Raw genomic sequence first — 26,817 nt, forward strand, 5'->3', positions numbered from 1 at the left:
CACGGTCGATTCGAGCACCTCGAAGATACCTCGTCACCGATGTATGGCGACAACGAGATATGCCATGCCCGGTGTACCACGACTGTGCGGCAGAATGCAGGCATGCTGGAGCTCGCCATCCTCGGCTTCCTGTACGACGCCCCGCTGCACGGCTACGAACTGCGCAAACGCATCACGGCACTCACGGCACACGTACGGCCCGTGGCCGAGAGCACCCTGTATCCGGCGATCAAGCGGCTGGAGAAGTCGGGCCTCCTGGTGCGCGCCACCGAGCCCGGCGCCGTGGCGGCCCCGCGGCACGTCCTGAGCCTCACCGACCAGGGCAGGCGCGAACTGCGCCGGCGGCTGGCCGAGCCCGACCAGCGGGACATCACCGACGAGAACCGCTGGTTCACGGTGCTCGCCTTCCTCCGGCACCTGGACGACGCCGCGGCTCAGGCGGTCGTACTGCGCCGTCGGCTGGCCTTCCTGGAGGAGCCGGCGAGCTTCTTCTACGAAGGCGACCGGCCGGTGCGCGCCGAGGAACTGGACGACCCGTTCCGGCGGGGCGTGCTCACCATCGCGCGAGCAACGTCGCGGGCCGAGGTCGGCTGGCTGCGGGAGACGCTGGACTCACTGGGTGGTTGATCCGCCGACATGCCGCACGGGGCAGCCCCTTACGCCGGGCATCGGGCGGGTGCCCAGGTCCTCCAGCCGGTAGCCGTTCGGGTAGCCCTTGATCTGCCAGTTCTGCCGTGCGAAGTGCGGTGCGCGGCGCGGGGGCAGCAGCCGGACGGCACGTCCACGCGCGCGTACCGCTGTGCGGACCAGGGCGCGGGTGACGGGGGCCGGCGGGGTGTAGCGGAAGGCCTTCAGGAGCGGTTCGTCGAGCAGGGCGAGGGTGGCGGTGCGCAGCACCGGGGCGAGCGGCCGCGGGTACCAGGAGGCCATCAGGTCGAGCGTGGCGTCCGAGACCCGCCGGGCGCCCTCGTCCCAGGCGAAGTGGCTCTCCTCGTAGGCGTCGAGGCAGGCTTCGAACTCCTCGTAGGAGCCGGGGATGTCCTTGATGCCCATGCGCTGTCCGAGGGTGCGGTAGTGGACGGTGGAGGCGACGATCTCATGGCGGGAGAGCCTGCGCCATCCGTAGGAGTCGATCCAGCGCTTGGGCATGACGACGAAGGTGCAGAGCACGTACCTCATGTCGTCGCTGCCGATGTCGTAGCTGCGATGCATCTGGTTGATGCGACGGACGGCCGTACGGCCCTCTTCGCTGTCGAAGCCGTGCTCGACGACAGCGTCGAGGAGCAGCGAGGTGTCGTCGTAGCGCTTCTGCGTGCGGTCCGTGAGCTCCGCCGTCCGCGCGAGCAGTCTGCCGATGCTCGGCACCGCGTAGGTGCGGTACAAGGCCAGTTCCAGGGCGCGAGTGAAGTCCCAGGGGAACTCGTACGCCGCGGTGAGCCGGTAGATCGCGGAGGCGTCCTCGTAGGGGTCCATCCGCCGGATCTGTTCGAGCCGTTCGAAGCGCTTCACCGCACCGTCCCCCTTCTGCCGCCGGAACTGTAACTCTACGTTGAGTAGCAGGAGATGAACGCTCAGCTCGGGGGAATCACGCAGGGGGAAGGTGGTCGGCATGTTCGACGGGGTCCGCAAGGCATGGGGGAGATTTCTCGACGGCACGCGCGCGGGGTCACATCCGGGTGGAGGCCAGGCCATGGGCGGGCAGCAGCCCACCGGCACAAAACGCACACACAATCTGTTCGAGGCGGCCGCCGCCTATGTCTCGGCCTGCGCGGAGGACGACCAGGACCGGATCGACGAGGCGGCGGGCTGGGTGTCGCCGGAGGCGCTGTCCTTCGGGGTCAACGAGCTGGCCTGCCGCGCGGTCATCGCGCTCGCGCGGGAGCGCGACGAGTCGCCGCGGACGGTGGCCCGGGCGCTCCTCGGGCTGCCCACCGCGTGAGCGCGGTCGGCGAGCCGGGGGCGATTCGCCCCTGTCCGGTCGGAAACTGCAGCTCCGGGTGTGTCGGGGAGTCGTGACAAGCGCCTTCCCACCGCACTAGGGTGCGCGCCGGTGGACGAACCGATGGGGAGGCTGGAATGGCCGGGACGGACGAGGACGCCGTCGCCGCCGCGGACGATGCGCTCTATGTGCTCACGGCGGTGCTGCTGACGCCGGCGAAGTTCCCGAGTGTGCTGGGCGACGACTATCCGGAGGCCTGCGCGGCGCTCGGCCTCGCGCCACTCGCCGACGGATACGGCCTGGTGCTGGGCCAGGACAGTGTTGGCGCGCGGTGGACGGTCGTCATCGACGACGTGTCGCTGGTGGCCGTCGCCATCGCGTCGTGGGACTGCGGCATGGAGTACGAGCTGTCGCCCGACGAGCGGACGGTGGTGGCCGCCCTGCCCGGCTGGCCCCTGGAGGTCGCCGTCGCGGCTCCCGGCGTACCCGCCCCGCACGACCCAGCCCCGGAGATCGCGGACGGGCCCGCCCTGTGCCCGCCGGACACGAGCGTCTGGGGCCCCGCGCAGCGACGGCTGGGGGCCGACGAGATCGCGCTCCAGTGGGCCCTGTGGCGCGATCAGATCGACGACGCCGAGTTCACGCCACCGCCGGCCACGTCGGGGGCCGATGGCGCGGACGAGGCGGAGAAGGATGCGCCGAAGGGGCACACGGGCATCCGACGGGTCCTCGCGGAGGCGCGCGCCTACGTGGACTCCCCGCCTCCCCTGGGCCGTGTGCGCTCGTCGTTCGCATCCGGCGACGCACGCACCCTGCGCGCCGACGGTCCCGGCTGGTCGCTGGTGGCCAGAACCGACGACATCGCGTTCGTCCTGCTCGACGACGAGCCCGGCGAGGTGCTGCCGGTCGGCCGGGGACCCGAACTGCCGGGCCTCCTGGAGGCGCTGGACAAGATGGCGGTGCGGCCGAGCTGAGCCCTGATCGGCCGGACGGGCCGGACGACGGGGACCGCGTCGCGGTCCCCGCTCCTCAGCGCCCGAGCTCCTTGCGGGTGACGCGGCGCAGCCTGCGCCGCTGCGAGGGGTCCAGCGTGAGGTACGCCGCCGCCGGGACTCCCAGTACGATCAGCAGGGCCGCCCACCAGGGCAGCCAGATCAGCAGAAGGAGCCCGACGGCCACACCTCCTGCGGCGATCTTCGCGTTCTTCGACATATGCGACGCCTCCTTCGCGGCCAGTGCCGCTCTCTGTTCTGAAAACGGGTCCGCGCGGCGCGCGGTTCCACCCGCGTCCCTGAGAGGTCCCTGACCTACATCCCTTAGATGCCCCTGAGAGGCACTCGCTCCCCGTCCACGGAGGGCCCCACGGCAATCCGGAAATCGGGTGCGCGTTCGACGTCGAAGTGTTGTACCCTCTGCGACCGACCTCGGTAGTCAAATTTGAGGAGTAGTCTCATCTCTGCGCAGAGGGTTTCCGCGGAAACACCGTCCGAGATCTCCGAACTGGCCCGGTGCCCTGCCGTGTTCGTGCCCGGCACCCCCGCGCGTACCGGCAGCGTCGCCTTCTGGCGACACGACGGTGACGCTCCTCCCGCCGTGGCTTCCGGGTCCGTCGAAGAGGTGTGCTTGGTCCGGCCCGCCGTGGCCGGTGTGGAGCTCGTGCGCCTGCCTGCCGTCCTGCTTCCGGTGCGTGAAGCCCTGCCCGTCCTCGCACGCGCGCGTGCCGTCCCCGACGGGCACCGCGCCGTCGCGTTCTGGGGCGCGGCGGCCCTGACCGCGCTGGGGTTCGTGGCGCGTGGCCTGCTGCTGCCCGGTCTGACCGTGGACGACCAGGACGCCTGGCGCGTGGGTCCGCTGGCTCCCGACGACATGGACCGCGTGCGCCGGCTGGCCGCCGCGATGCCTCCCGAGGCGCACGCCATGCCGGTGGACCACAGCCCGCCGCTGCGGCTGCCCGATCCGGAGCGGCTGCTGCGCGCCTTCCTGGACGCGGTCGCGGACGCGCTGCCCCGTTCCCCCGCCGCGCCGCTCCTGACGGGCGGGCCGGCGTACGCGGCACAGCAGCCCCTGCATGTGCCGGAGCTGCGCGCGTGGGCCGCCGATGTCGCCGCGGGACATGACGCCGGCGTACGGATCTCGCTGCGGATCGAGGTGTCGGGGCTCTCCGCCTCGGCGCCCGAGGAAGCGGCGGCGAGGTTCCGGGCCGTGCCGCAGGTGCACAGCGTGAGTGATCCCGCGCTGGTCGCGGACGCCGCCGACGTATGGCAGGACACCGGGCCCGCCGGGCAGGCGTTCGGCCCGCGCGCGCGGATGGACGCGTTGCTCGCGCTGCGCCGTGCGGCCCGCGCCTGGCCCGCGCTCACGCCCTTGCTGGCGGCGGCCGTTCCCGACGCAGTCGACCTGCTCGACGAGGAGGTCACCGAGCTTCTCGGGGAGGGCGGGCGAGCGCTGGCGAGCGCGGGGGTCGAGGTGCACTGGCCGAGAGAGCTGGCCCGGAACCTGACCGCCCGCGCGGTGGTGGGACCACCGGAGGACGGAACGGGACCCCACCGGGCCGACGCGGACACGCCGTCGTTCCTGTCCGCCGACGCGCTGCTGTCCTTCACCTGGTGGTTCGCGCTGGGCGACCAGCAGCTCACCCGCGAGGAGCTGGACCGTCTCGCCGAGGCGGGCCGCCCGCTCGTGCGGCTGCGCGACCAGTGGGTCCTGATCGACCCGGCAGAACTGCGTCGTGCGCGGGCGCAGCAGGATCGCAAGGTGACGCCGATCGACGCGCTCGGCGCGGCCCTGACGGGCTCCACCGAGGACGGCCGCCGGATCGAGGTACGGCCCACAGGGTGGCTGGCGGCTCTGCGGGAGCGGCTGACGCACCCTGAGGAGCTGGAGCCGGTGGCGCAGCCCGCCGGGCTCGACGCGACGCTGCGCGACTACCAGCGTCGCGGCCTCGACTGGCTGGCCCGCACCACGTCCCTGGGGCTCGGGTGCTGCCTCGCCGACGACATGGGCCTCGGCAAGACCGTCACGCTGATCGCCCTGCACCTGCACCGCCAGACGGACCCCGCGGTCGCCGGTCCGACCCTGGTGGTCTGTCCGACGTCCCTGATGGGCAACTGGCAGCGGGAGATCGAGAAGTTCGCTCCCGGCACGCCGGTGCGCCGCTTCCACGGCCCGCGACGCGACCTGGACGCACTGGCCGACGGAGAGTTCGTGCTCACCACCTACGGCACCCTGCGCATGGATGCGAGCCGGCTCGGTGAGGTGCCGTGGGGGCTGGTCGTGTCCGACGAGGCACAGCACGTGAAGAACCCGTACTCGGAGACGGCACGGGCCCTGCGCACGATCGGTGCACGCGCGCGCGTGGCGCTCACGGGTACCCCCGTGGAGAACAACCTGTCGGAGCTGTGGGCGATCCTGGACTGGACGACGCCGGGACTGCTGGGCCGGCTGGGCACCTTCCGCACCCGGTACGCGCGAGCCGTCGAGGGCGGTGGGGACCCGGCCGCGGCGGAGCGGCTGGCCCGGCTCGTGGGGCCGTTCCTGCTGCGCCGCCGCAAGTCGGACCCGGGCATCGCCCCCGAGCTGCCGCCCAAGACCGAGACGGATCGCCCGGTGTCCCTCACCAAGGAGCAGGCGGGCCTGTACGAGGCGGTGGTGCGCGAGACGCTCGCGGCGATCGCCGAGGCCGACGACATGGCGCGGCGTGGACTGGTCGTGAAGCTCCTGACCGGCCTCAAGCAGATCTGCAACCATCCGGCGCAGTACCTCAAGGAGGAGCGGCCGAGGACCGCCGGACGGTCGGGGAAGCTGGAGCTCCTGGACGAACTGCTCGACACGCTCCTCTCCGAAGGGGCGAGCGTCCTGGTGTTCACGCAGTACGTGCGTATGGCGCGGGTCCTCGAACGGCACCTGGCCGCGCGGGGCGTGCCGACACAGTTCCTGCACGGCGGGACACCCGTCCCCGAGCGTGAGGCGATGGTCCGGCGTTTCCAGGACGGTGAGGTCCCGGTGTTCCTGCTGTCGCTGAAGGCGGCCGGCACCGGCCTCAACCTCACGCGCGCGGAGCACGTCGTGCACTACGACCGCTGGTGGAACCCGGCCGTCGAGGCGCAGGCGACCGACCGGGCGTACCGCATCGGCCAGACCCGGCCCGTGCAGGTGCACCGGTTGATCGCCGAGGGGACGATCGAGGACCGCATCGCGGACATGCTGCGCCGCAAGCAGGACCTCGCCGACTCCGTCCTGGGGTCCGGCGAGGCCGGCTTCACGGAACTGACGGACGCCGAGCTGGCCGAGCTCGTGGAACTGCGAGGGGGCGCGCGATGAATCGGTACGACAGCGACACGGAACGTACGTTCGCGGCGATGCCGCCCGCGCGCGGGAGGGGTTTCGCGCAGACCTGGTGGGGCCGGGCGTGGCTGGCGGCCCTGGAGGACGGGGCACTGGACGCGGAGCAGGTGCGGACGGGCCGCCGGCTCGCGCGCGCGGGAGGCGTGGGTGCGGTGTCGGTGCGGCCGGGGCGCATCACGGCCGTCGTCCAGGATCGCGACCGCACACCGCACCGGGCCGACGTGCTGCTCGACGTCCTGACGGACGATCAGTGGGACCGGTTCCTCGACCTGACCGTGGAACGGGCCGGGCATGTCGCCGCGTTGCTCGACCGCGACATGCCGCCGCATCTGGTCGAGGACGCGGAGACGGCCGGGATCGACCTGCTGCCGGGCCTGGGCGACCTGGAGGCGGAGTGTGACTGCGGCGCCTGGGACCACTGCGGTCACACGGCGGCGCTCTGCTACCAGGTCGCGCGGCTGCTCGACCAGGACCCGTTCGTCCTGTTCCTCCTTCGAGGGTGCCCCGAGCAGGCCCTGCTGGACGACCTCCAGGCCCGCAGCACCGCCGCACCGGCCGAGACGGCGCCTCTCCGTCCGGAGGGCGTGGACGCGGCGGAGGCGTATCTGGCCGGGCACGTCCTGCCTCCGCTGCCGGCCGCCCCGGATCTCCCGCAAGGGCCGGGTGTGCCGCCCTCGTTGGACGCCGACGCCCCGCCCCCGGTCGGGGTGGATCCGGCGGCCCTGGAGCTCCTCGCCGCGCGGACGGCCGCGGAAGCCTACGTCCTGCTCGCTCAAGCACTTCGGGAAGGAGCGGAACAGCGTCCGTCGGCCGCCCGGTTGACAGCCGCCCAGGACGCCGTACGCCTGGCAGCGGGCCGTCTCGGAGACCGTGGGACTCCGCAGCCCGTGGCCGACCGGCTCGCCGCCGGATCGGGGCGCAGCCGGGAGCAGTTGGCGCTGGCCGTACGGGCCTGGTGGCTGGGCGGTGCGGCCGCTCTGGCGGTGCTCGAGGAGGAGTGGTCCGTCGAGGGCGAGACGCTCGCACGCGCGCGTGCCGCCCTGGAGTCGGCGTGGGACGAGGGCGAGCGGCCCGTGCTGCGGGCCAGGGGCAACCGGTGGACGGTCGTCGGGGCGGCCGGCCAGCTGCGGCTGGGGCAGGACGGCCGCTGGTGGCCCTACCTCAAGGAGCGCGGCCGTTGGGTGCCGGCAGGGGACGCGGCGCAGGATCCGGCGACGGCCCTGGCCTCGGTCCGCCCCGACGGCGAGGAAGCGCTTTCCCAACACTGAGCCGGGCGCGGGGACGGTCCGTCGGACGGCCGACGCCCCACGTTCACCGGCACGTCGCACGGTGTTCGGTGCGTGACCCAACTCTGGCCGCTGTCATCGAACTTGCTCCTCAGGAGGCCTGATGTCCCCGCATGCCACCGGCCGGCGCCGCGTCCACCGTTCCGTCGCTGCGGGCGTACCGCTCGCGGTGCTGGCCGCTCTCGCCACCTCGGGACCGGCCGCCGCGCACACGCCGTCCGGGGAGGCGTACGTCACCCGGACGGCGACGCTCGGCGACATCCCGCTCGGGGCGTTCAGCAACGCGCTGCTGCCGGGCACGGTGTCCGACGACCGGGGTGTGGACCTCGGTGGCATCGGCAGCGACCTCTATCCCGCCGGCCGCAAGGGGGAGTTCTGGACGGTCACCGACCGTGGGCCCAACGGCCAGATCAAGGTGGACGGCACCAAGCGCCGCACGTTCCCCGTGCCCGGCTTCGACCCGGCGATCGTCCGGATCCGGGTCACCGGAAACACCGTGAAGGTGCTGCAGGCGATCCCCCTCACCACGTCGTCCGGGAAGCCCGTGACCGGCCTGTCGAACCAGGCGGGACGCGACGAGGCGCCGTACTCCTACGACGCGAGGACACCGCTGCCGTACAACCCGGACGGGCTGGACACCGAGGGCATCGTGCGGGCCGCGGACGGGAGTTTCTGGCTCGCCGACGAGTACGGGCCCTCGCTGGTGCACGTCTCCGCGCGCGGGAAGGTCCTGACGCGGTATGTGCCCAAGGGGCTGAACCTCGAGGGCGCGGACTACCCGGTCGTGGAAGCGCTGCCCCAGGTCCTGCTGCACCGGAAGATCAACCGCGGCTTCGAGGGACTCGCCCAACTGCCGGGCGGGGACCTCGTGCTGGCGGTGCAGAGCCCGCTGTCGCTGCCGGACACGGACGCGGGCGAGGCCTCTCGTACCGTGCGTCTGCTGCGCTTCTCACCGAAGAAGAAGGCGGTCACCGCCGAGTACGCATACCGCTTCGACCCCGTGAACGTGGTCGACCCGAGCGAGGACGACACCTCCGAGCTCAAGATCTCCTCGGTGGTCGCCGTGGGCGGTGACCGGCTGCTGATCGAGGAGCGCACGGACAAGGCCGCCCGGCTGCATCTGGTACGGCTGGACCCCCGCGCGAACATCCTGGGCAGCCGCTGGGACGACGAGGCGACGTCGCCGTCGCTCGAGCAGCTCGCCGACCCCACGGCCTCGGGGGTCCCGGTGCTGCCCAAGCGGCTGGTCGTCGACCTGGGCACGGTCGCCGGGGTGCCCGGGAAGATCGAGGGCGTCGCGCGCGTGGACCGGGACACGCTCGCGCTGATCAACGACAACGACTTCGGGATGACGGACGGCACCGAGGCGTTCGACGCACAGGGCCGACTGGTCGACAGCGGCATCGAGACGACCGTGGTCTACGTGCGCCTGCCCGGGGGCGTGTGACGCGGGCGGCGACGTACGGAGTCGTCGAGCGGCACGCGCGCGTGCGCGGAGCACACCGTCACGCGCGCGTGCCGTACGACACCCGGCCACGGCAGTCCGGCTAGGGCAGCAGCTCGTCCAGGGACGGCAGGAGCGACTCCAGGTCGCTCGGCACCTCGGTCGGCAGCTCGCTGGGGAACTGGGACGGCAGTTCGCTCGGAAAACCGCTGGGCAGCTCGACCGGAAGGCTGACGGACGGGGCGGGCGAGGAGCTGCCCGCGGGCGGCCCGTCGTCCGGTGAGTCGTCGCTCCCGGAGGCCATGAGGACCACCACGACGACGGCTGCGGCGGCGACCAGCAGCGCGAGTACGGCGAAGAGGGGGTTCCTGCGCCTGCGGGGACCGCCGGGCGGGTCCGGGGGCGAAGAGGGCGGCGGAAACGGCGGCCGGCCGCCCCCTCCCCCGCCATGGTCCGGGCCGAAGCCCGAGGGAGGCGGTCCGAAGCCGCCCGGGGGCGGCGTGTCACCCGGCGGGCCGGGCGGTTGAGGCGGTACGGGCGGCATGGCCATACCGTCCAGCGTCGTCGGGCACCGGCCGGGACGCGAGCCCCGCACGGAACTTGATACGGCCTCATGCCATGGACCGCATGATTCCGGCGTATTCCGTGCGGAGATCCATGAAATGCGCGTACGACGGCACGCGCGTGCGTGCTCAGCGGCACGCGTGTGTGCGTGCTCAGCGGCGCGCGTGAGTGTGCGGGCACACCCACGCGCGCGTCCGCTCAGCCCCGAGCGCCGAGCAGGTGGTCCATGGCCAGCTGGTCCAGACGCTCGAACGCCATGCCACGAGCGGCGGCCGCCTCGGCGTCGAAGTCCTCGAAGGCGGAGCGGTCGGCCAGCAGGGCCTGCAGACCGTCGGCGGCGGTCGGCTGGGCCAGCTGGTCCAGACGGGCGTCGCGCAGCGCCTGCTGGACCTCGGGGTCGTCGCGGAAGGCGGCGGCCCGCTCCTTGAGGATCAGGTAGTTGCGCATGCAGCCCGCGGCCGACGCCCACACACCGTCCAGGTCCTCGGTGCGCGGCGGCTTGAAGTCGAAGTGGCGCGGACCGGCGTAGCCGGCGCTCTCGAGCAGGTCGACCAGCCAGAACGCGGAGCGCAGGTCGCCGGCCCCGAAGCGCAGGTCCTGGTCGTACTTGATGCCCGACTGGCCGTTGAGGTCGATGTGGAAGAGCTTGCCCGCCCACAGTGCCTGGGCGATGCCGTGCGGGAAGTTCAGGCCCGCCATCTGCTCGTGGCCGACCTCAGGGTTGACGCCGTACAGCTCCGGGCGCTCCAGGCGCTCGATGAACGCCAGCGCGTGGCCGACGGTCGGCAGGAGGATGTCGCCGCGCGGCTCGTTCGGCTTGGGCTCGATGGCGAAGCGCAGGTCGTAGCCCTGGGAGGTGACGTACTCGCCGAGGAGGTCGAAGGCCTCCTTCATGCGGTCCAGGGCGACACGCACGTCCTTGGCGGCACCGGACTCCGCACCCTCACGGCCGCCCCAGGCGACGTAGATCTTCGCGCCGAGCTCGACGGCCAGGTCGATGTTGCGGATCGTCTTGCGCAGGGCGTAGCGGCGCACGTCGCGGTCGTTCGCGGTGAACGCGCCGTCCTTGAAGACCGGGTGCGTGAAGAGGTTGGTGGTGGCCATCGGCACGGTCATACCGGTGGCGTCCAGCGCCTGACGGAAGCGCTTGATGTGCGCCTCGCGCTCGGTGTCGGAGGACCCGAACGGGATCAGGTCGTCGTCGTGGAAGGTCACGCCGTACGCGCCCAGCTCGGACAGGCGCTGCACTGTCTCCACGGGGTCCAGGGCGCGCCGCGTGGCGTCGCCGAAGGGGTCCCGTCCCTGCCAGCCGACGGTCCACAAACCGAAGGTGAACCTGTCCTCGGGGGTGGGCTGGTAGCTCATGCCGCGGCTCCTTGCTTGAAGACTGTCTCGCTGACTATTTCGTCATGGCCGTTTACAAATTAGTATGCGGACGCATCTCTGGGAAGACAGATCCCGCAGAGCCGCGGAAAAACTTAGGGAGAGCCCGATGTCAGCAGCCGAGGGTCCGCTCGTCGTCGGCGTGGACACGTCCACCCAGTCCACCAAGGTGCTGGTCGTCGACGCGGCCACCGGCCAGGTCGTCGCGAGCGGCCAGGCGCCGCACACCGTGTCCTCCGGGGCCGGCCGGGAGAGCGACCCGCGCCAGTGGTGGGACGCCCTGTGCGAGGCGCTGCGCCAGTGCGGTGACGCGGCGCACGAGGCCGCCGCGGTGTCGATCGGCGGGCAGCAGCACGGGCTCGTGACGCTGGACGAACACGGCGAGCCGGTGCGCCCGGCGCTGCTGTGGAACGACGTGCGCTCGGCCCCGCAGGCGCGTCGGCTGACCGAGGAGCTGGGCGGCGCGAAGTTCTGGGCGGAGCGCACCGGATCCGTCCCGGCCGCATCCTTCACGGTCACGAAGTGGGCCTGGCTGGCCGAGCACGAGCCGGAGGCCCTGCGCGCGACGAAGGCCGTCCGTCTCCCCCACGACTACCTCACCGAGCGCCTCACCGGCGAGGGCACGACCGACCGCGGCGACGCCTCCGGCACCGGCTGGTGGGCGTCCGGGACGGAAGGCTACGACGCGGAGATCCTCGCCCACGTGGGCCTCGATCCCGCGCTGCTGCCGCGCGTGGTGCGGCCCGGCGAGGTGGCGGGCACCGTGCGCGACAGCCATGACCTGCCGTTCTCCAAGGGTACGCTGGTCGCCCCGGGCACCGGCGACAACGCGGCGGCCGCGCTGGGCCTGGGGCTGCGTCCCGGCACCCCCGTACTGAGCCTCGGCACCTCGGGCACGGTGTACGCGGTGTCGACGCGGCGGCCGGCCGACCCGACCGGCACGGTGGCCGGCTTCGCCGACGCCCACGGCGACTGGCTGCCGCTGGCCTGCACCCTGAACTGCACACTCGCCGTCGACCGCGTCGCGGCCCTGCTGAACCTGGACCGCGAGGCCGTCGAGCCCGCCGCGGAGCTCACGCTCCTGCCCTACCTGGACGGCGAGCGCACCCCGAACCTGCCGAACGCCTCCGGCCTCCTGCACGGCCTGCGCCACGACACCACCGCCGGCCAGCTCCTTCAGGCCGCCTACGACGGCGCCGTCCACTCCCTCCTCGGCGCGCTGGACCTCGTCCTCGACGAGGACGCGGACCGCTCGGCCCCGCTGCTGCTGATCGGCGGCGGTGCGCGAGGCACGGCCTGGCAGCAGACCGTGCGCCGGCTGTCCGGGCGGCCGGTGCAGATCCCCGAGGCCAAGGAACTCGTCGCGCTGGGCGCCGCGGCGCAGGCGGCCGGGCTGCTGACCGGGGAGGATCCGGCCGCCGTCGCCCGGCGCTGGAACACCACGCGGGGCCCGGTGCTCGACGCCGTCGAGCGGGACGAGGCGACCCTGGCCCGAATCGCCGGGGTACTCTCCGACGCGGCCCCGCTGCTGGAGCGGAGCACGGACACCCACTGAACATCGACGAATCGACGGAGGCATGACCGCACCGCCGCACGAGGCTCGCCCGACCGGCCCCGCACGCGCGCTGCCCGACACCCAGCAGGGCATGCGCCGCCGCAACCTGGCCCGGGTGATGCACGCCGTCAGAGCCGAGGGTCCGCTCTCGCGGGCGGCGGTCGCCTCGCGCATCGGCCTGACCCGCGCGGCGGTGTCGACCCTCGTCGACGAACTCATACGCACCGGCCTGCTGGAGGAGCTCGGCCCGGAGCGGCCCGGCCGGGTGGGGCGGCCCGGCTCCGCGCTCGCCGTCAGCGGACGCGGGCCGGCCGGGATCGGCGCCGAGATCGGCGTCGACCACCTCGCGGTCTGCGCCGTCGACCTGCGCGGCGAGGTGCGGGCGCGTGCCGTACGGCACGGCACGAACCGGGGCCGCTCCCCCGAACCGGTGATCGAGGAGCTCACCCGGCTGCTGCGCGAGGTCGTCACCGAGGCGGAGCGCGAGGGGCTGTGGCCGGCCGGGCTAGCCGTGGCCGTCCCCGGCCTGGTGGCCCGCGACGCCCACACCGTCGTTCGCGCCCCGAACCTCGACTGGCACGACGTCGACCTCGGCGCGCTGCTGCCGGGCGAGTTCGCGCTGACCGTGGACAACGAGGCCAACTTCGGCGGCCTGGCCGAACTCTGGCTCGGCGCCGACACCCCGCGGGACTTCCTGCATGTCTCCGCCGAGATCGGCATCGGCGCCGCGCTGGTCGTGGACGGCAGCCTGCTGCGCGGCACCCGCGGCTTCGCGGGCGAACTGGGTCATGTGCCGGTGCATCCCGACGGCCCGGAGTGCGTGTGCGGCGGGCGGGGCTGCCTGGAGCAGTACGCCGGCGAGGAGGCGGTGCTGCGCGCGGCCGGCCTGGAGCTGGGCGAGGACCGCGTCGGCCTGCTGGCGGGACGCGCCGCGGACGGCGACGAGGACGTACGGCGGGCCCTGCGCGGGGCGGGAACCGCGCTCGGCATCGCCCTGACCGGGGCGCTCAATCTGCTGGACCCCGAGGGCGTCGTACTCGGCGGCGCCCTGGCCGGGCTCGCACCCTGGCTGCTGCCGTCGCTGGAGGCCGAGCTCGCCCGGCGCACCGCGGGTCCGCCCTGCCCCGTGTCCGTCTCGCGCCTGGGCCCCGAGGGGCCGTTGCTCGGCGCGGCGCACTCCGTGGTGCGGGCCGTGCTGGATGATCCGGCGGCGGTGGCGGGGCGGGGCTGACCCCCGTCGGCAGCGGTGGCTGACCGGGGCTGAGCCCTCTCGTCGGCGGGTGAGTACGGCCCCTGTCGTGTACGTGAGGTTGAGCCCTGTCGTCGGCAGACGGGACTGAGCCTGTCTCCGGTGGGCGGGGCTGTGCCCCTGCCCCTGTCATCAGCACGCCGCAGTGAGCCCTGACGCCAACAGGAAGGCTTCGGCATCCCGTCGGCATGCGGGAATGAGCCTGTCGCCGACGGAAGGAGCTGAGCCCCTGCCACCGCACGCCCGAGTGAGACCTCTCGCCGGCGGAAAGGCGTCAGCCCCTCCCGTCGGCATGCGGGGGGTGCCAGTAGCCCGCAAGCGAAGCTGAACCCCTGCCACCCGCACGCCCGAGTGAGACCTGTCGCCGGCGGGCGGTCCCTGGACCCTTCGCCGGCATGCGGCACCGAGCAGGGATGCCCTGTCCTCGGCGGCCGTGCCCGAAGACCTGCCGTCGGTGAGGCAGTCGAGAACGGCCCACGGCTCGGGCCGGAGACCTCGTCGAGACCGGAACTCCCCGTTCGGGTGAGGGAGTTGTCCACAAATCGGCGGTCGTCCACCGAATCCCGGCATGCGCTGCTGCCCAACCGGCAGGCCCCCTAACGTGATCCACGCGGAGCGCAACCTGCGACACCGTCCCGAACGCGTCACCACCACCGTCGCACCCGCCTCGACGCCCCCCGCGTCCCCGACCATCCCATCCTCCGAACGGAGCTGTGCAGCCATGACCGAGCCCGGGATCCTGACCGTGCGGCCCCAACCGGCCGAACGCGTACAAGTTCGCAACCCAGGCCATCGAGTCGGCGTTGGCCAATGTGTGCGACACCAAGAACACGCGCGCGGCCAAGATCCACAAGGAATGGCTGCCGGCCCGCGAGACACACCGCGGACTGCACGCGCGGCTGCGCGAGACGGCCGCGGCGTTGCGGAACTGACGCGCGCCGAGCCACCACGGACGTCCACCCGCCCGACCCCTGAAAGGCACCTCCCCGTGGAACGACCCAGATCCCTGCCCGACCGGCGACGGATCCTGAAGGGCGCCGCCCTCGCCGTCGTCCCGTACGCCGCACTCCCCGACCCTCGGGCGGGCGCCCACACCCGGCCCGTCGACCACCCGCTCGCCGAGTGGCAGCCCGCGACCCCCGGCAACTACACGGCGTCGAACCGCCCCACCGACCACGCCGTCGACCGGATCGTCATCCACGTCACGCAGACCACCTACTCCAAGGCCCTGTCCATCTTCCAGAACCCGAAGAAGAAGGTGTCCGCGCACTACGTCGTGCGCTCCGCCGACGGTCATGTGGCGCAGTGCGTCCGCGAGACCGACGTCGCCTGGCACGCGGGGAACTGGGACTACAACACGCGCAGCATCGGCATCGAGCACGAAGGGTGGGTGGACCGGCCGGCCTACTTCACCGACGCCCTCTACGAAGAGTCCGCCCGGCTCACGGCGGCGGTCTGCGACCGGTACGACATCCCCAGAAACCGGGCGCACGTCATCGGCCACCACGAGGTACCGGGCACCGACCACACCGATCCCGGCCCGAACTGGGACTGGACCCGTTACATGAGACTCGTCAACTCCGTCTGACCGAATGCCCGAAACTGTTGTCGCCGCGCACCCCCGGAGTGACGATGTCCCCAGCAGCATCGCCTTCCGGGAGGCCGAGTTGACCGATCCCTGGGTGGCCCTGGAGCCGGGGGCCGACCCTGTCGAGCGTGTACGGATACTGCGGCGGGCGCACGAGACGTTCACCGAGGCCGGCACGGTGCCGCGTCCGGTGCGGGCCGTGGTGGCCGATTCGTGGCGGCGTTCGGCGCGGGCCGGCGTCGGACCCGACGGCACCGCGAGCGTGGAGCTGACGGACGGTGATCTCGGTGCCTACCGGGCCGAGCATCCGCTGGCGCGGGTGATGCCTCTGTTCCGCGAACTGATGGGCACGTTCGCCGCCGACGGGGAGCACCTCCTCGCGGTGTGCGACGCGCACGGCAGCCTGCTGTGGGTCGAGGGCCACCCGGCGACGCGGCGGAAGGCGGGGCGGATGAACTTCGTGCCGGGTGCGCGGTGGGCGGAGAGCGCGGTCGGGACGAACGCGCCGGGCACGGCGGTCGCCGTGGACCGGCCGGTGCAGGTCTTCGCGGCCGAGCACTTCATCCGGCGGGTGCAACCGTGGACGTGCGCGGCGGCCCCGGTGCACGATCCGCGGACCGGACGGGTGCTGGGTGCCGTGGACATCACCGGCGGGGACGGGCTGGCCCATCCGCACAGTCTGGGCTTCGTCCAGGCGGTCGCACGCGCCGCCGAGTCCCACCTGGCCCTGCTGGCCCCCGAACCGCCGGAGACCGCGACTTGGGAGCTGGCCGCGCTGGGCCGGGACGAGGCGCACCTGACCAGCGGTGGCCGCAGGATCAGACTCAGCCGCCGGCACAGTGAGATCCTGGTCCTGCTGGCCCGCCACCCGGAGGGCCTCACCGGCGACGAGTTGCTGTGCGCGCTGTACGAGGACGAGTCGGTGACGCCGGTGACGCTACGGGCCGAACTCGCCCGGCTGCGCGGGATCCTGGGTCCCGGGCTGCTGGCCTCACGTCCGTACCGGCTCACCGTTCCCGTCGAGTCGGACGTCGCCGTCGTCGAACGGCGGCTGGCGGCCGGCACGGTCACGGCGGCCGTGACGGCGTACGCCGGACCGCTGCTGCCGGCGTCGCAGGCACCGGCCGTGGTGCGGCTCAGGCACCGCCTCGCCGACGGGCTGCGCGCCGCGCTGGTCGCCCGGCGCGACCCCGATCTGCTGGCGAACTGGGCGCACGCCCCGTGGGGCGAGGAAGACCTCGAGGTGTGGCGGGCGCTGGCGGCGGCACGTCCGACGGCCGCGGTCCGGGCCCGGCTGGCCGCTCTGGAGTCGGAGCTGACGGCAGCGGCCGGGTGGACCCGCCCCCGGCCCGCTCCCCGGTGAACGGAATCGACGCAACGTACCTGCAACGTCCCGGTCCCTAGCCTCCCGCGGAGAGCTGTCCAACGGCGGGCAGCACTGCTGAGGGAGGCAGGCCACCATGACCCGTTACGCGGCGCCCGGAACCGAGGGCGCGATCGTCTCCTACCAGGCGCGCTACGACCACTTCATCGGCGGCGAGTACGTGCCCCCGGCCCGCGGGCAGTACTTCGAGAACCCGTCCCCGGTGAACGGGCAGCCGTTCACCGAGGTGGCGCGTGGCACGGCGGAGGACGTGGAGCGGGCGCTGGACGCGGCGCACGCGGCCGCGCCGGGCTGGGGGCGGATGTCGGCGACCGAGCGCTCCGACATCCTGTTGAAGATCGCCGACCGCATGGAGGCGAACCTGGAGCCGCTGGCGGTGGCGGAGAGCTGGGAGAACGGCAAGCCGGTCCGCGAGACGCTGGCGGCGGACATCCCCCTGGCCATCGACCACTTCCGCTACTTCGCCGGAGCGGTCCGCGGGCAGGAGGGCTCGCTCAGCGAACTCGACGAGGACACGGTGGCGTACCACTTCCACGAGCCGCTCGGCGTCGTCGCGCAGATCATCCCGTGGAACTTCCCGATCCTGATGGCGACATGGAAGCTCGCGCCGGCCCTCGCCGCGGGCAACGCCGTCGTCATCAAGCCGGCCGAGCAGACCCCGGCTTCGCTGCACTACTGGATGAGCCTGGTCGCGGACCTGCTGCCGCCGGGCGTGGTGAACATCGTGAACGGTTTCGGCGAGGAGGCGGGCAAGCCGCTCGCGTCCAGCCCGCGGGTGGCGAAGGTCGCGTTCACGGGTGAGACGTCCACGGGCCGGCTGATCATGCAGTACGCGGCGGAGAACCTGAAGCCGGTCACGCTGGAGCTGGGCGGGAAGTCGCCGAACATCTTCTTCGACGACGTGTGGGAGAAGGACGACGACCTGCGCGACAAGGCCCTGGAGGGCTTCACGATGTTCGCGCTGAACCAGGGCGAGGTGTGCACCTGCCCGTCCCGCGGTCTGATCCAGCGCGGCAACTACTCCGACTTCATGGCGGCGGCGATCGCCCGCACCGAGCTGATCAAGCCGGGGCACCCCCTCGACACCGACACGATGATCGGCGCCCAGGCCTCCGGCGACCAGCTCGCCAAGATCCTCTCCTACATCGACATCGGCCGGCAGGAGGGCGCCAAGGTCCTCACGGGCGGCGAACGCGCCGAATACGAAGGCGAGTTGAAGGGCGGTTACTACGTCCAGCCGACCGTCTTCGAGGGCGACAACCGCATGCGGATCTTCCAGGAGGAGATCTTCGGCCCGGTCGTCTCGGTGGCCTCGTTCGACGACTTCGACGACGCCGTGAAGATCGCCAACGACACGTCGTACGGCCTGGGAGCCGGCGTGTGGACGCGGGACATCAACACGGCGTACCGGGCGGGCCGGGCGATCCAGGCGGGCCGTGTCTGGACGAACTGCTACCACGCCTATCCGGCGCACGCGGCGTTCGGCGGCTACAAGCAGTCCGGGATCGGCCGCGAGACGCACAAGATGATGCTGGAGCACTACCAGCAGACGAAGAACCTGCTGGTGAGCTACTCGCCGAAGAAGCTGGGCTTCTTCTAGACATCGGAATAGGGCGCCTGACCAGGCAAGATGCTCGTCAGGTGTCCTTCCCGACGCGCAGCTGAGCCGGAAGTTGAAATGCGCTCTCCCTCCCGATATCTCCCACCGGTACCCGGCTCTGACCAGCAGTTCCGGGGCATTTCCGGGCCAAGGTCCCGCTAATGGCTCCTTTCAGAAAGCCGGGACCTTGCGGGCGAGGGTCATGCAGTGGGCGAGCTGGAGGAAGGTGTCGTGCATGTCGTCCCGGGTCTCCCAGCGGGTCCGCCATCGCCTGGCTCCATGGAGCCAGGCGATGGCGGACTCAGCAACCCACCGGACGCGCCCCAGGCCCAAGAGGCGGTTGTCCGCGCCGGGCGATTTTCGGGGCGATGCCCCGCTCGCGCAGACGGCGGCGGTAGCTGTCGTGGTCATACCCGCGGTCGGCATACAGTGCGCGGGGCTTGCGCCGGGGCCGCCCCCGCTTGCCCCGTACCGGTGGCAGGCCGTCGACCAGCGGCAGCAGGTGGGTGACATCGTCACGGTGCCCGCGGTCAGCGACACCCTCAGCGGGGTGCCGTGCGCGTCGGTCAGCACGTGATGCTTCGAGCCCGGCCGCGTATCGCCGCCTCCGCCGAAGCCGAGCGTCTGCGGACCGGCCGTCGGGTTGGAGCCGCCCATGCTGCTGGTCGGCGGTGAGTTCCCCGCTGCCGAGACCGCCGCTCCCGCCCGGGGCACTTCCCGAGCCGCCACCGGGCATGCCGTTCGCTCGCCCCGTGGGCATACCGGAAGGCATCCCGGAAGGCATCCCGCCGGACGAGGGCTCGCGGTGGAACTGCGCCATGGCGACTCCGCGGCCCTTCAGGGCCTCATGGAGGTACGCCGACTTCTCGAACCGGTCGCCACCGCACTGGCGACAATCACGTTCCATGATCAATCCGACACCTTGCGCCACTGTTCGGGCTCCAAATAAACCCGCCCCGGGCCAACCACGGGGCCAAACGGTGCCCTTGTGGAAGTAATACCGAGGGATGTGTCCGGCGCAGTCACAGGTCGACGCTCAGCCTGCGCGCCTCCCGGCGCGGGCCTTCGCGTTCTTCGGTGAGGACGGTGGGGCCAGTGGTGCCGTTTCGGTGTGACCGGCGACACAGCAAACCCGCGGCCGTGGGGACGTCGACGGAGTGGAGCCAGGATGATCCTGGCTCCACTCCGTGGTGCGGGCATGTCACTGGAACTGTGCGAAGAACCTCCAGATCTCTGCTTTGGTCCAGGTGGCGACGCCGCTTTCGCCGGAGGAGCCGTCGACCGGACCGGGTATGTGGCCTCCGTCGAACGCGGCCCATTGAACCGGGTATCCGGCACGGCAGCCCGAATAGGTGGTGGTGATGTGCGTTCGGCTGCCCGGCGCGGGCTCGCGCGGGCTCTGGGGGGTGCAGCCGTTGTTGCTGACGAATCTGTCGCGCAGGGACCGTCCTTGCCCGATGTTGAGGACGGAGTCGCTGATGCCGTGGATTCCGAAGTAGGCGATGGGCTGGTTGCCGCCGCTGCACCCGCTGATCTGAGCGCCGGAGATGACCGCGACGGCCCTGAAGACGTTCGCCCGGCTGCATGCGAGTGCGTAGCTCATACCGCCGCCCCAGCTGAATCCCGTGGCGAAGCGCTGTGCCGGGTTCACACAGAGGCCGCCCTCGATTCGCCGGATCATGTCGTCGACGAAGGTGATGTCCTCACCGCCCGAATTGGCCCAGCCGTTGCCGAGGCCCTGGGGGGCGACGAGGATCGCGCTGTTGTTCGACTGTTCCTGTTGGCCGTAGTAGGACCAGGCGCTCCCGCTCGTGCCGCCCGAGGCGACGTCGCCGGCGGTGCCGCCCCGCCAGTGGAACGCGAAGATCAGCCGGTAGGGGTGGCTGTTGTCGTAGTTGGCGGGAACCCTGAGGATGAAGCTGCGGCTCTTGCCGCCGCTCTGAATCGTGTGCGTACCGCTCGCCAGAGTCGGGGCGCTGCCGCATCCGCCGCCGCCACCGGACGACAGCTTGATCATCTGCCATTGCTGGTTGGCGCCGCCCCAGTCGGTGTACTGGACGACGTTGCCGCCGTCGGCGGTGGAGGCGCCCTGCACCTCCACTGCCTTGCCGCTGTTGCGGTTGATCAGCCGGACGTGGCCCGCATCGGAGTCGGCCAGGCGGAACTGCTGGTTGGCTCCGTTGTGGTCGGCCCACTGCTGGATCGCGGCACCGTCTGCGGTCGAGGCGCCGGCCACGTCGAGAACCTTGCCCGAATGCCGGGCCTTGAGGCGGTAGAAGCCGCCGCCGGAGTCCACGAACTGCCACTGCTGGTTGGCTCCGTCGGTGCGCGTCCACTGGCTGACCCGCGCGCCGTCGGCGGTGGACGTGCCAGAGATGTCCAGCGCCTTGCCGCTGTTGCGATTGACCAGGACGTACCAGGCATTGGTGTCCACCGTCGCCGCCTCGGCGGGCGCCGGATTCACCGCGGTGAGCATGCCGATCGCGAGGGTCGCCGCCACCACGGCGGCGACCCGGGACCACCAGCGATGTCTGCGTGGAGGGGCGGGGGAAGCCGCACCGTAGGTCTTCATCGACTCACCCTTTCGTCTGCGGCAGGTCCCATCAGGTGCGGGTCCAGCGTTGGTTGCTGCCGTTCGAGCAGGAGTAGAGCTGGATCAGGGTGCCGTTGGCGGTGCCGCCTGCGACGGCGTCGAGGCAGAGGCCGGACTGGACACCGACGATGGATCCGTCGGAGTTGAGGCGCCATTTCTGGTTGTCACCGCCCCAGCAGCTGTAGATCTGGACTTTGGTGCCGTTGCCGGTGCCGGCGGCGTCCAGGCACTTGTTGCCGTAGACCCTGAGCTCGCCGGCGGCGGTGTACGTCCACTGCTGGTTGGTGCCGCTGTGGCAGTCCCACAGGTTGAGCTGGGTGCCGTCGGTGGTACTGGTGCCGGGCACGTCCAGACAGCGGCCTGAACCGACACCCTTGATCGGTCCGGAATCAGAAGGGGGCGTAGGGGAGCCGCCGTTGAGTGCGTTGAGGACGGCGGTGTAGGCGGGCTTCTTGCTGCCGTTGCCGTTGAACAGCAGTGGCGTGTCCCCCGGTCGCCAGGAGTCGGTGTCGCGCACTCCCCAGACGGTGATGCCGAGGCAGCGCGGGACGGCCAGGCAGTCGTTGGTCACGTTGGCGTAGGTCGTGGCCGAGGCGCCCTGGATGTCGAGTTCGGTGATGGCCACGTCGACGCCGAGGGCGGCGAAGTTCTGCAGGGTGGTGCGGAAGTTGCTGTTGTAGGGGCTGCCGCTGTTGAAGTGCGACTGGAAGCCGACGCAGTCGATCGGCACGCCGCGCTGCTTGAAGTCTCGGACCATGGCGTACATGGCCTGGGTTTTGGCCCAGGTCCAGTTCTCGACGTTGTAGTCGTTGTAGCAGAGCTTGGCGGCCGGGTCGGCGGCGCGCGCGGTGCGGAAGGCGACCTCGATCCAGTCGTTGCCGGTGCGTTGCAGGTTGGAGTCGCGCCGGGCTCCCGAACTGCCGTCGGCGAAGGCCTCGTTCACGACGTCCCACTGGGCGATCTTGCCCTTGTAGTGGGCCATCACGCCCTTGATGTGGTCGATCATGGCCTGGCGCAGCGTGCTGCCGCTGAGGCTCTGCATCCAGCCGGGCTGCTGGGAGTGCCAGGCCAGGGTGTGGCCACGCACCTGCTTGCCGTTCTGCACCGCCCAGTTGTAGACGCGGTCACCGGCGGTGAAGTTGAACTGGCCCCGCTGCGGTTCGGTGGCGTCGATCTTCATCTCGTTCTCGGCCGTCACCGAGTTGAACTCACGGCCCGCGATCGTCGTGTACGCCGAGTCGCCCAGCCTGCCCGAGGCGATGGCGGTGCCGAAGTAGCGGCCACTCTGCGCCGCCGCGGCGCCGAGCGTGTTCTCGGCGGCGTGTGCGGTCGGCGGCGCGACCAGTGTGGCGACCGCACCGAGGACGCCGACGACCAGCGCCAACAGCAGGCCGCGGATCTTCCGGCGGATAACGGGTCTGGGAAGGGCATACGAGCCCATGACTGTGCCTCCAAGGTAGAAATCACGGAAGGACTGAAGCGCAGGGGAATGCGTCGTCCGCTCCCACTCGGCAGACGGACAGGGCGGGCCGGAACCCGGTCAGCACGGAATCACCGGACACCGCGGCCATGGGAACGGGACGATCTCGACCGGCACGGACGGCACCCGGTCGGCCGTCGAGTGACGTACGACGGGCGGCGGCGGTGTTTCGACACAGGCATGGGGGCACTCCAACGCGGCTCAGCCGGAGGACCGCCACGCGGCGTCGCGCACCTCTCCAACTGCGCGAAGAGCCAGGATGCGCTGTGCGAACCTCACCGGAACGAAACGGGGTGGCGCAGGTGCTTTGGTGCGCGGATCTGTCGTACAGCTGTGCGTGGATCTGCCGTGCAGCACAGATTGCTCAGGACCGACGTGGTTCGCTATCTCGAACTATGGCCGGTTCTCAGACAGGGAGATTGAGGTATTGACGATGGATCGTCAATACTCCCGCACGAAGAAGTTTCGATTTCTCTTCCGAAACATTCGGAAACCCGGCGAGCCGGACGGTGAACCCCGGCGCCGCCATCGGCGGATCTCGTAGGGCCGGGGCCGGGACGAGTGCACGGACGCTGCTTACTCGGCTTCTCTCCTCCGCGCGGACACCTTGGACCAGCGAGCTGTATCCGCAGACTCCGGAGTGGTTCCGGTCGACGCGGCAGCTTGTCACCCAAAGAGGAGGCGCTGTTTGTGGACAGATCGGCGACAGGCCTTGACCAGAGGGCCCCACATTCCTAGCTTGTGGCGTCGAAGCATCCGGGAATTCTTCGAAACTTTCGAGATTGTCTCTGTCCCCCGGCACGTCCGCTCCGCGGTTCATCGGAGTCACCTCGCCCCGCCCACCAAAGGAGGCCCTCTGATGTGGTTTCGCCACCTGTCCCCGGTCCGTCCAAGACGCTTATTCGCCGTCCTTGCGCCCTTGCTGCTCGTGGCTACCTTCCTCGGTGCCCAGCCCGCAGGCGCGGCGACCGTCGACCCCAACGCCTCGTATGTGCTGGTCAACCGCAACAGCGGCAAGGCCCTGGACGTCTACAACCTGGCGACCAACGACGGCGCCCGCATTACCCAGTGGACCAGGAACGATCAGAACCAGCAGCAGTGGCAGTTCGTCGACTCCGGCGGCGGTTACTACCGCATCAAGTCCCGCCACTCCGGCAAGGTGCTGGACGTCCACAACTTCTCCACCGCGAACGGCGGCTCGATCGTCCAGTGGGCCGACCTGAACGGCACCAATCAGCAGTGGCGGCTGGCCGACAGCTCGGATGGCTACGTGAGGTTCATCTCGCGCCACAGCAACAAGGCCCTCGAAGTACAAGGCGCCTCCACCGCCGACAACGCGAACATCGTCCAGTACGACGACTGGGGCGGCACCAACCAGCAGTGGCAGCTCGTCAAGGTCGGCGGCGACAATCCCGGCCCGTGCGATCTTCCGTCGACATACCGCTGGACATCAACGGGCGCGCTGGCGCAGCCCAAGCCGGGGTGGGTCTCGCTCAAGGACTTCACTGTCGCCCCCTACAACGGCAGGCAACTCGTCTATGCGACGACGCACGACACGGGGACGAGTTGGGGTTCGATGAACTTCGGCCTGTTCACCAATTGGTCGGGGATGGCCTCGGCCAGCCAGAACACGATGTCGGCATCCACCGTCGCGCCCACGCTCTTCTACTTCGCGCCGAAGAACATCTGGGTGCTCGCCTACCAGTGGGGCGGGACCGCCTTCTCCTACCGGACGTCGAGCGACCCCACCAACCCGAATGGCTGGTCATCCCAGCAGGTGCTCTTCTCCGGAAGCATCTCCGGCTCCGGGACAGGACCCATCGACCAGACGCTCATCGGTGACGGGACGAACATGTACCTGTTCTTCGCCGGTGACAACGGCAAGATCTACCGGGCCAGTATGCCGATCGGGAACTTCCCGGGCAGCTTCGGCACGACCTCGACAGTGATCATGAGCGATACGACGAACAACCTGTTCGAAGCCCCGCAGGTCTACAAGCTGCAGGGCCAGAACCGCTACCTCATGATCGTCGAGGCGATCGGCTCGCAGGGCCGCTACTTCCGCTCGTTCACGGCCACCAGCCTGAACGGCTCATGGACACCCCAGGCCGCGACCGAGAGCAACCCCTTCGCCGGCAAGGCCAACAGTGGCGCCACCTGGACCAACGACATCAGCCATGGCGAACTGATCCGCACCAGCGCCGATCAGACCATGACAGTCGATCCCTGCAATCTGCAGTTGCTCTACCAGGGGCGCAGCCCCAACTCCGGCGGCGACTACGGCCTCCTGCCCTACCGTCCGGGTCTGCTGACACTGCAGCGCTGACGGCGTGCCACGGGTCCGGCTCCGGTATGGAGCCGGCGTGGCGGGCTCGGCGGAAAGCCGAGCTCGCCCGGGTCACGCGACAACGTCAGCGCTCATACGGCGACGGAGCGCGGTTCGGGCAACGCTCACCAGCCCGAGGGCCACCCCGTAACGCGGTGCCGCCGCCGGTGGCGCTTGCCAACGGTCCAGGCACACCGGGTCGCCTGGTGCGCTGCGGCAGACGAGCCAGGCTTCGGTGATGTGGGTGAACATCGCCTCGGCCGCACCGCTCGGGTCGTGGGCGGCGATGCGCTCGTACACGCGGCGATGGCCGCGGTTGGAGGCGGCGCACATGGCGCGCTCGGGCCGGCCCATGTACCGCGCGGTGTTGACGACCTGGCTCTCCATCGCGCGGACCACCCCACGGGGGATGCGGTTTCCCGACGCCTGCATGATGACGTCGTGGAAGGCGATCCAGCTCGCCCGGCGCGGCCGGTGAAGGGAATCCGCGCCTGACGAGTGTCGGGTTTGTCCTACGCCGATCGCACAGTTGGTTGGTCTTTGAGTGCCCAGGTGGTGGGCTCGGACAAGTCCCGGGAGGACAGTGGCCTCCCCGGTCCACGCCGATGCGAGTTCTCACCCGACACGTCGTCGCGGACAGCCAGGAGGCTCCACTGGCGGCGATACCAAGCCGGGGCAGTAGCGCCCTGATCGCGGCTCATGCCACGGGAGGTGTCTGCGCGGAGCCTTGCCATCCCGCAGAGAACCCTTCGCCCCAAGGGGCCGCGCCCATGAACGCCGGTCCGGCCGGCCCGAGGGCGACCGGATACAGTGCGCGAGACGGCAGCCTGGTCAGGGAGGGGAAGCGTGACCGACACCAGCAACACCCGACCCGCCGACAGCGAAGCGCAAGCTCCGCGGAAGAGCCGACTGCACCGCCTGATGCGCTACATCCCCCTGATCGCCCCCGTCCTGCTGTGGGCCGTGCCCTGCTGGGTGCTCCTGCACACCGGCCAGCACTGGCCGCTGCCCGTCACGCTGGTCGGCACCGCCCTGTTCGCCCTCGGCCTCGTTGGTATGCCGCTCGCGATGGTGCGCGGCCACGGCCGGCGCCAGCAGGACCGGGCGGCGATCGTCGGTGACACCCTGCTGGGCACGAGCTGGGTTCTGTTCACCTGGTCCATTCTGCTCGGCGTCCCATTGCGGCTCGCCCTGACCGTGGCCGACGTCGACGAGAGTCAGGACCGGGCCCGAATCGTCACTTGGGCCGTCCTCGGCACAACCGCCGTACTACTCGCCTGGGGGTACGCCGAGGCCCGCCGCGTGCCACGCGTGCGCCGAGTCGACGTGCAACTCCCACGGCTGGGTGCCGGGTTGGACGGCATCCGCGTCGTCCTCATCACCGACACCCACTACGGCCCACTCGACCGCACTCGCTGGTCGGCGCGGGTATGCGAGACGGTGAACGCTCTGGAAGCCGACCTGGTCTGCCACACCGGCGACATCGCGGACGGCACGGCCGAACGCCGCCGCGCCCAGGCCGTCCCACTCGGTACCGTGCAAGCCACCCGGGCCCGTGTATACGTCACCGGCAACCACGAGTACTACAGCGAGGCCCAGGGCTGGGTCGACCTGATGGGCGAGCTGGGCTGGGAGCCGCTGCGCAACCGCCATCTGCTGCTCGAACGCGGAGGCGACACCCTCGTGGTCGCCGGCGTGGATGACGTCACCGCCGAGTCGTCCGGCCTGGCAGGCCACCGCGCCCACCTCGCCGGAGCCCTGAACGGCGCCGACCCCGACCTACCCGTCCTGCTCCTGGCACACCAGCCCAAGTTCGTCGACCGGGCGGCAGCCGACGGCATCGACCTCCAACTCTCCGGCCACACCCACGGCGGCCAGATCTGGCCCTTCCACCACCTGGTCCGCATCGACCAGCCCGCCCTCGCCGGCCTCAGCCACCACGGAACCCGCACCCTTCTCTACACCAGCCGCGGCACCGGCTTCTGGGGCCCGCCGTTCCGCGTCTTCGCCCCCAGCGAGATCACCCTGCTCGTGCTCCGCAGCCCGCACCTGCCCACCTCGCCGTAGCACTGGGCGGGGCCA

Annotated in this window: 20 protein-coding genes and 2 pseudogenes; 14 read left to right on the plus strand and 8 right to left on the minus strand. The window is 71.2% G+C overall.

The features are described from left to right. Nucleotides 1-102: 102 nt before the first annotated feature. Complete coding sequence (locus IE263_RS30370; protein WP_189941041.1) at nucleotides 103-627, plus strand: PadR family transcriptional regulator; 525 nt, start codon at nucleotides 103-105, stop codon at nucleotides 625-627. On the opposite strand, the gene IE263_RS30375 is transcribed toward IE263_RS30370, so the two are convergent. After that, complete coding sequence (locus tag IE263_RS30375; protein WP_189941042.1) at nucleotides 613-1,509, minus strand: oxygenase MpaB family protein; 897 nt, start codon at nucleotides 1,507-1,509, stop codon at nucleotides 613-615. The two genes, IE263_RS30370 and IE263_RS30375, sit on opposite strands and share 15 nt — an antisense overlap. A 100-nt stretch (nucleotides 1,510-1,609) precedes the next feature. Here IE263_RS30375 and IE263_RS30380 point away from each other — a divergent pair, with 100 nt between their 5' ends. Then, the gene (locus IE263_RS30380) at nucleotides 1,610-1,939 is read left to right on the plus strand and encodes a hypothetical protein (RefSeq protein WP_189941043.1); all 330 of its coding nucleotides are present in this window, start codon (nucleotides 1,610-1,612) and stop codon (nucleotides 1,937-1,939) included. Nucleotides 1,940-2,076: 137 nt separating this feature from the next. After that, entirely contained in the window at nucleotides 2,077-2,913 is an 837-nt protein-coding gene (locus IE263_RS30385; protein WP_189941044.1) for a hypothetical protein, read from the plus strand. A 55-nt stretch (nucleotides 2,914-2,968) separates the two neighbouring features. On the opposite strand, the gene IE263_RS30390 is transcribed toward IE263_RS30385, so the two are convergent. After that, nucleotides 2,969-3,151 carry a tail-anchor membrane protein gene (locus tag IE263_RS30390; protein WP_020137233.1) on the minus strand — a complete coding sequence of 61 codons (183 nt, stop codon included), beginning with the start codon at nucleotides 3,149-3,151 and terminating at the stop codon, nucleotides 2,969-2,971. Nucleotides 3,152-3,391: 240 nt separating this feature from the next. Between IE263_RS30390 and IE263_RS30395 the strand changes: the two genes are divergently transcribed. From IE263_RS30395 to IE263_RS30405, 3 genes are all read left to right on the plus strand, one after another. Further along, nucleotides 3,392-6,259 (plus strand): SCO1167/SCO6262 family helicase, encoded by a 2,868-nt coding sequence (locus IE263_RS30395; protein WP_189941147.1) that lies wholly within the window; start codon nucleotides 3,392-3,394, stop codon nucleotides 6,257-6,259. After that, on the plus strand, nucleotides 6,256-7,551 hold the full coding sequence (locus tag IE263_RS30400) for an SWF or SNF family helicase (RefSeq protein ID WP_189941045.1): 1,296 nt from the start codon (nucleotides 6,256-6,258) through the stop codon (nucleotides 7,549-7,551). The genes IE263_RS30395 and IE263_RS30400 overlap by 4 nt, the downstream gene beginning before the upstream one ends. A gap of 121 nt (nucleotides 7,552-7,672) precedes the next feature. Further along, nucleotides 7,673-9,016, plus strand: coding sequence for an esterase-like activity of phytase family protein (locus tag IE263_RS30405; protein ID WP_189941046.1), 1,344 nt, complete (start codon nucleotides 7,673-7,675; stop codon nucleotides 9,014-9,016). 100 nt (nucleotides 9,017-9,116) lie between these two features. On the opposite strand, the gene IE263_RS30410 is transcribed toward IE263_RS30405, so the two are convergent. Next, nucleotides 9,117-9,563, minus strand: coding sequence for a hypothetical protein (locus tag IE263_RS30410; RefSeq protein ID WP_189941047.1), 447 nt, complete (start codon nucleotides 9,561-9,563; stop codon nucleotides 9,117-9,119). A 212-nt stretch (nucleotides 9,564-9,775) separates the two neighbouring features. Continuing rightward, entirely contained in the window at nucleotides 9,776-10,942 is a 1,167-nt protein-coding gene (gene xylA, locus IE263_RS30415) for a xylose isomerase (protein WP_189941048.1), read from the minus strand. 127 nt (nucleotides 10,943-11,069) lie between these two features. Between xylA and xylB the strand changes: the two genes are divergently transcribed. From xylB to exaC, 6 genes and pseudogenes are all read left to right on the plus strand, one after another. Next, entirely contained in the window at nucleotides 11,070-12,515 is a 1,446-nt protein-coding gene (gene xylB / locus IE263_RS30420) for a xylulokinase (protein ID WP_189941049.1), read from the plus strand. A 22-nt stretch (nucleotides 12,516-12,537) separates the two neighbouring features. Further along, on the plus strand, nucleotides 12,538-13,746 hold the full coding sequence (locus tag IE263_RS30425; RefSeq protein WP_189941050.1) for an ROK family transcriptional regulator: 1,209 nt from the start codon (nucleotides 12,538-12,540) through the stop codon (nucleotides 13,744-13,746). A gap of 782 nt (nucleotides 13,747-14,528) precedes the next feature. After that, nucleotides 14,529-14,696: pseudogene (locus tag IE263_RS30430) on the plus strand (acetamidase/formamidase family protein); the annotation flags it as partial. Nucleotides 14,697-14,752: 56 nt separating this feature from the next. Then, nucleotides 14,753-15,352 (plus strand): N-acetylmuramoyl-L-alanine amidase, encoded by a 600-nt coding sequence (locus tag IE263_RS30435; RefSeq protein WP_189941051.1) that lies wholly within the window; start codon nucleotides 14,753-14,755, stop codon nucleotides 15,350-15,352. Nucleotides 15,353-15,431: 79 nt separating this feature from the next. Beyond that, nucleotides 15,432-16,715, plus strand: a complete 1,284-nt coding sequence (locus IE263_RS30440; RefSeq protein WP_189941148.1) for a GAF domain-containing protein — start codon at nucleotides 15,432-15,434, stop codon at nucleotides 16,713-16,715. A gap of 97 nt (nucleotides 16,716-16,812) precedes the next feature. Continuing rightward, nucleotides 16,813-18,336: an acetaldehyde dehydrogenase ExaC gene (gene exaC / locus IE263_RS30445; protein WP_189941052.1), complete on the plus strand. Its 1,524-nt coding sequence runs from the start codon at nucleotides 16,813-16,815 to the stop codon at nucleotides 18,334-18,336. Between the two features lie 171 nt (nucleotides 18,337-18,507). On the opposite strand, the pseudogene IE263_RS30450 reads toward exaC, so the two are convergent. From IE263_RS30450 to IE263_RS30460, 3 genes and pseudogenes are all read right to left on the minus strand, one after another. Further along, nucleotides 18,508-18,990: pseudogene (locus tag IE263_RS30450) on the minus strand (transposase); the annotation flags it as partial. A gap of 547 nt (nucleotides 18,991-19,537) precedes the next feature. Then, on the minus strand, nucleotides 19,538-20,908 hold the full coding sequence (locus IE263_RS30455) for an RICIN domain-containing protein (protein ID WP_373312116.1): 1,371 nt from the start codon (nucleotides 20,906-20,908) through the stop codon (nucleotides 19,538-19,540). 31 nt (nucleotides 20,909-20,939) lie between these two features. Beyond that, nucleotides 20,940-22,370, minus strand: a complete 1,431-nt coding sequence (locus IE263_RS30460) for an endo-1,4-beta-xylanase (protein WP_189941053.1) — start codon at nucleotides 22,368-22,370, stop codon at nucleotides 20,940-20,942. 898 nt (nucleotides 22,371-23,268) lie between these two features. Here IE263_RS30460 and IE263_RS30465 point away from each other — a divergent pair. Beyond that, entirely contained in the window at nucleotides 23,269-24,735 is a 1,467-nt protein-coding gene (locus IE263_RS30465; RefSeq protein WP_189941054.1) for a non-reducing end alpha-L-arabinofuranosidase family hydrolase, read from the plus strand. A gap of 72 nt (nucleotides 24,736-24,807) precedes the next feature. Here the strand turns inward: IE263_RS30465 and IE263_RS30470 are convergent, their stop codons facing one another. Beyond that, nucleotides 24,808-25,287, minus strand: a complete 480-nt coding sequence (locus IE263_RS30470) for an FCD domain-containing protein (RefSeq protein WP_373312127.1) — start codon at nucleotides 25,285-25,287, stop codon at nucleotides 24,808-24,810. A 294-nt stretch (nucleotides 25,288-25,581) separates the two neighbouring features. Here IE263_RS30470 and IE263_RS30475 point away from each other — a divergent pair, with 294 nt between their 5' ends. Continuing rightward, the gene (locus tag IE263_RS30475; protein WP_189941055.1) at nucleotides 25,582-26,802 is read left to right on the plus strand and encodes a metallophosphoesterase; all 1,221 of its coding nucleotides are present in this window, start codon (nucleotides 25,582-25,584) and stop codon (nucleotides 26,800-26,802) included. Nucleotides 26,803-26,817: the final 15 nt, after the last annotated feature.

This window comes from Streptomyces aurantiogriseus (assembly GCF_014649375.1).
GTDB lineage: Bacteria > Actinomycetota > Actinomycetes > Streptomycetales > Streptomycetaceae > Streptomyces > Streptomyces aurantiogriseus.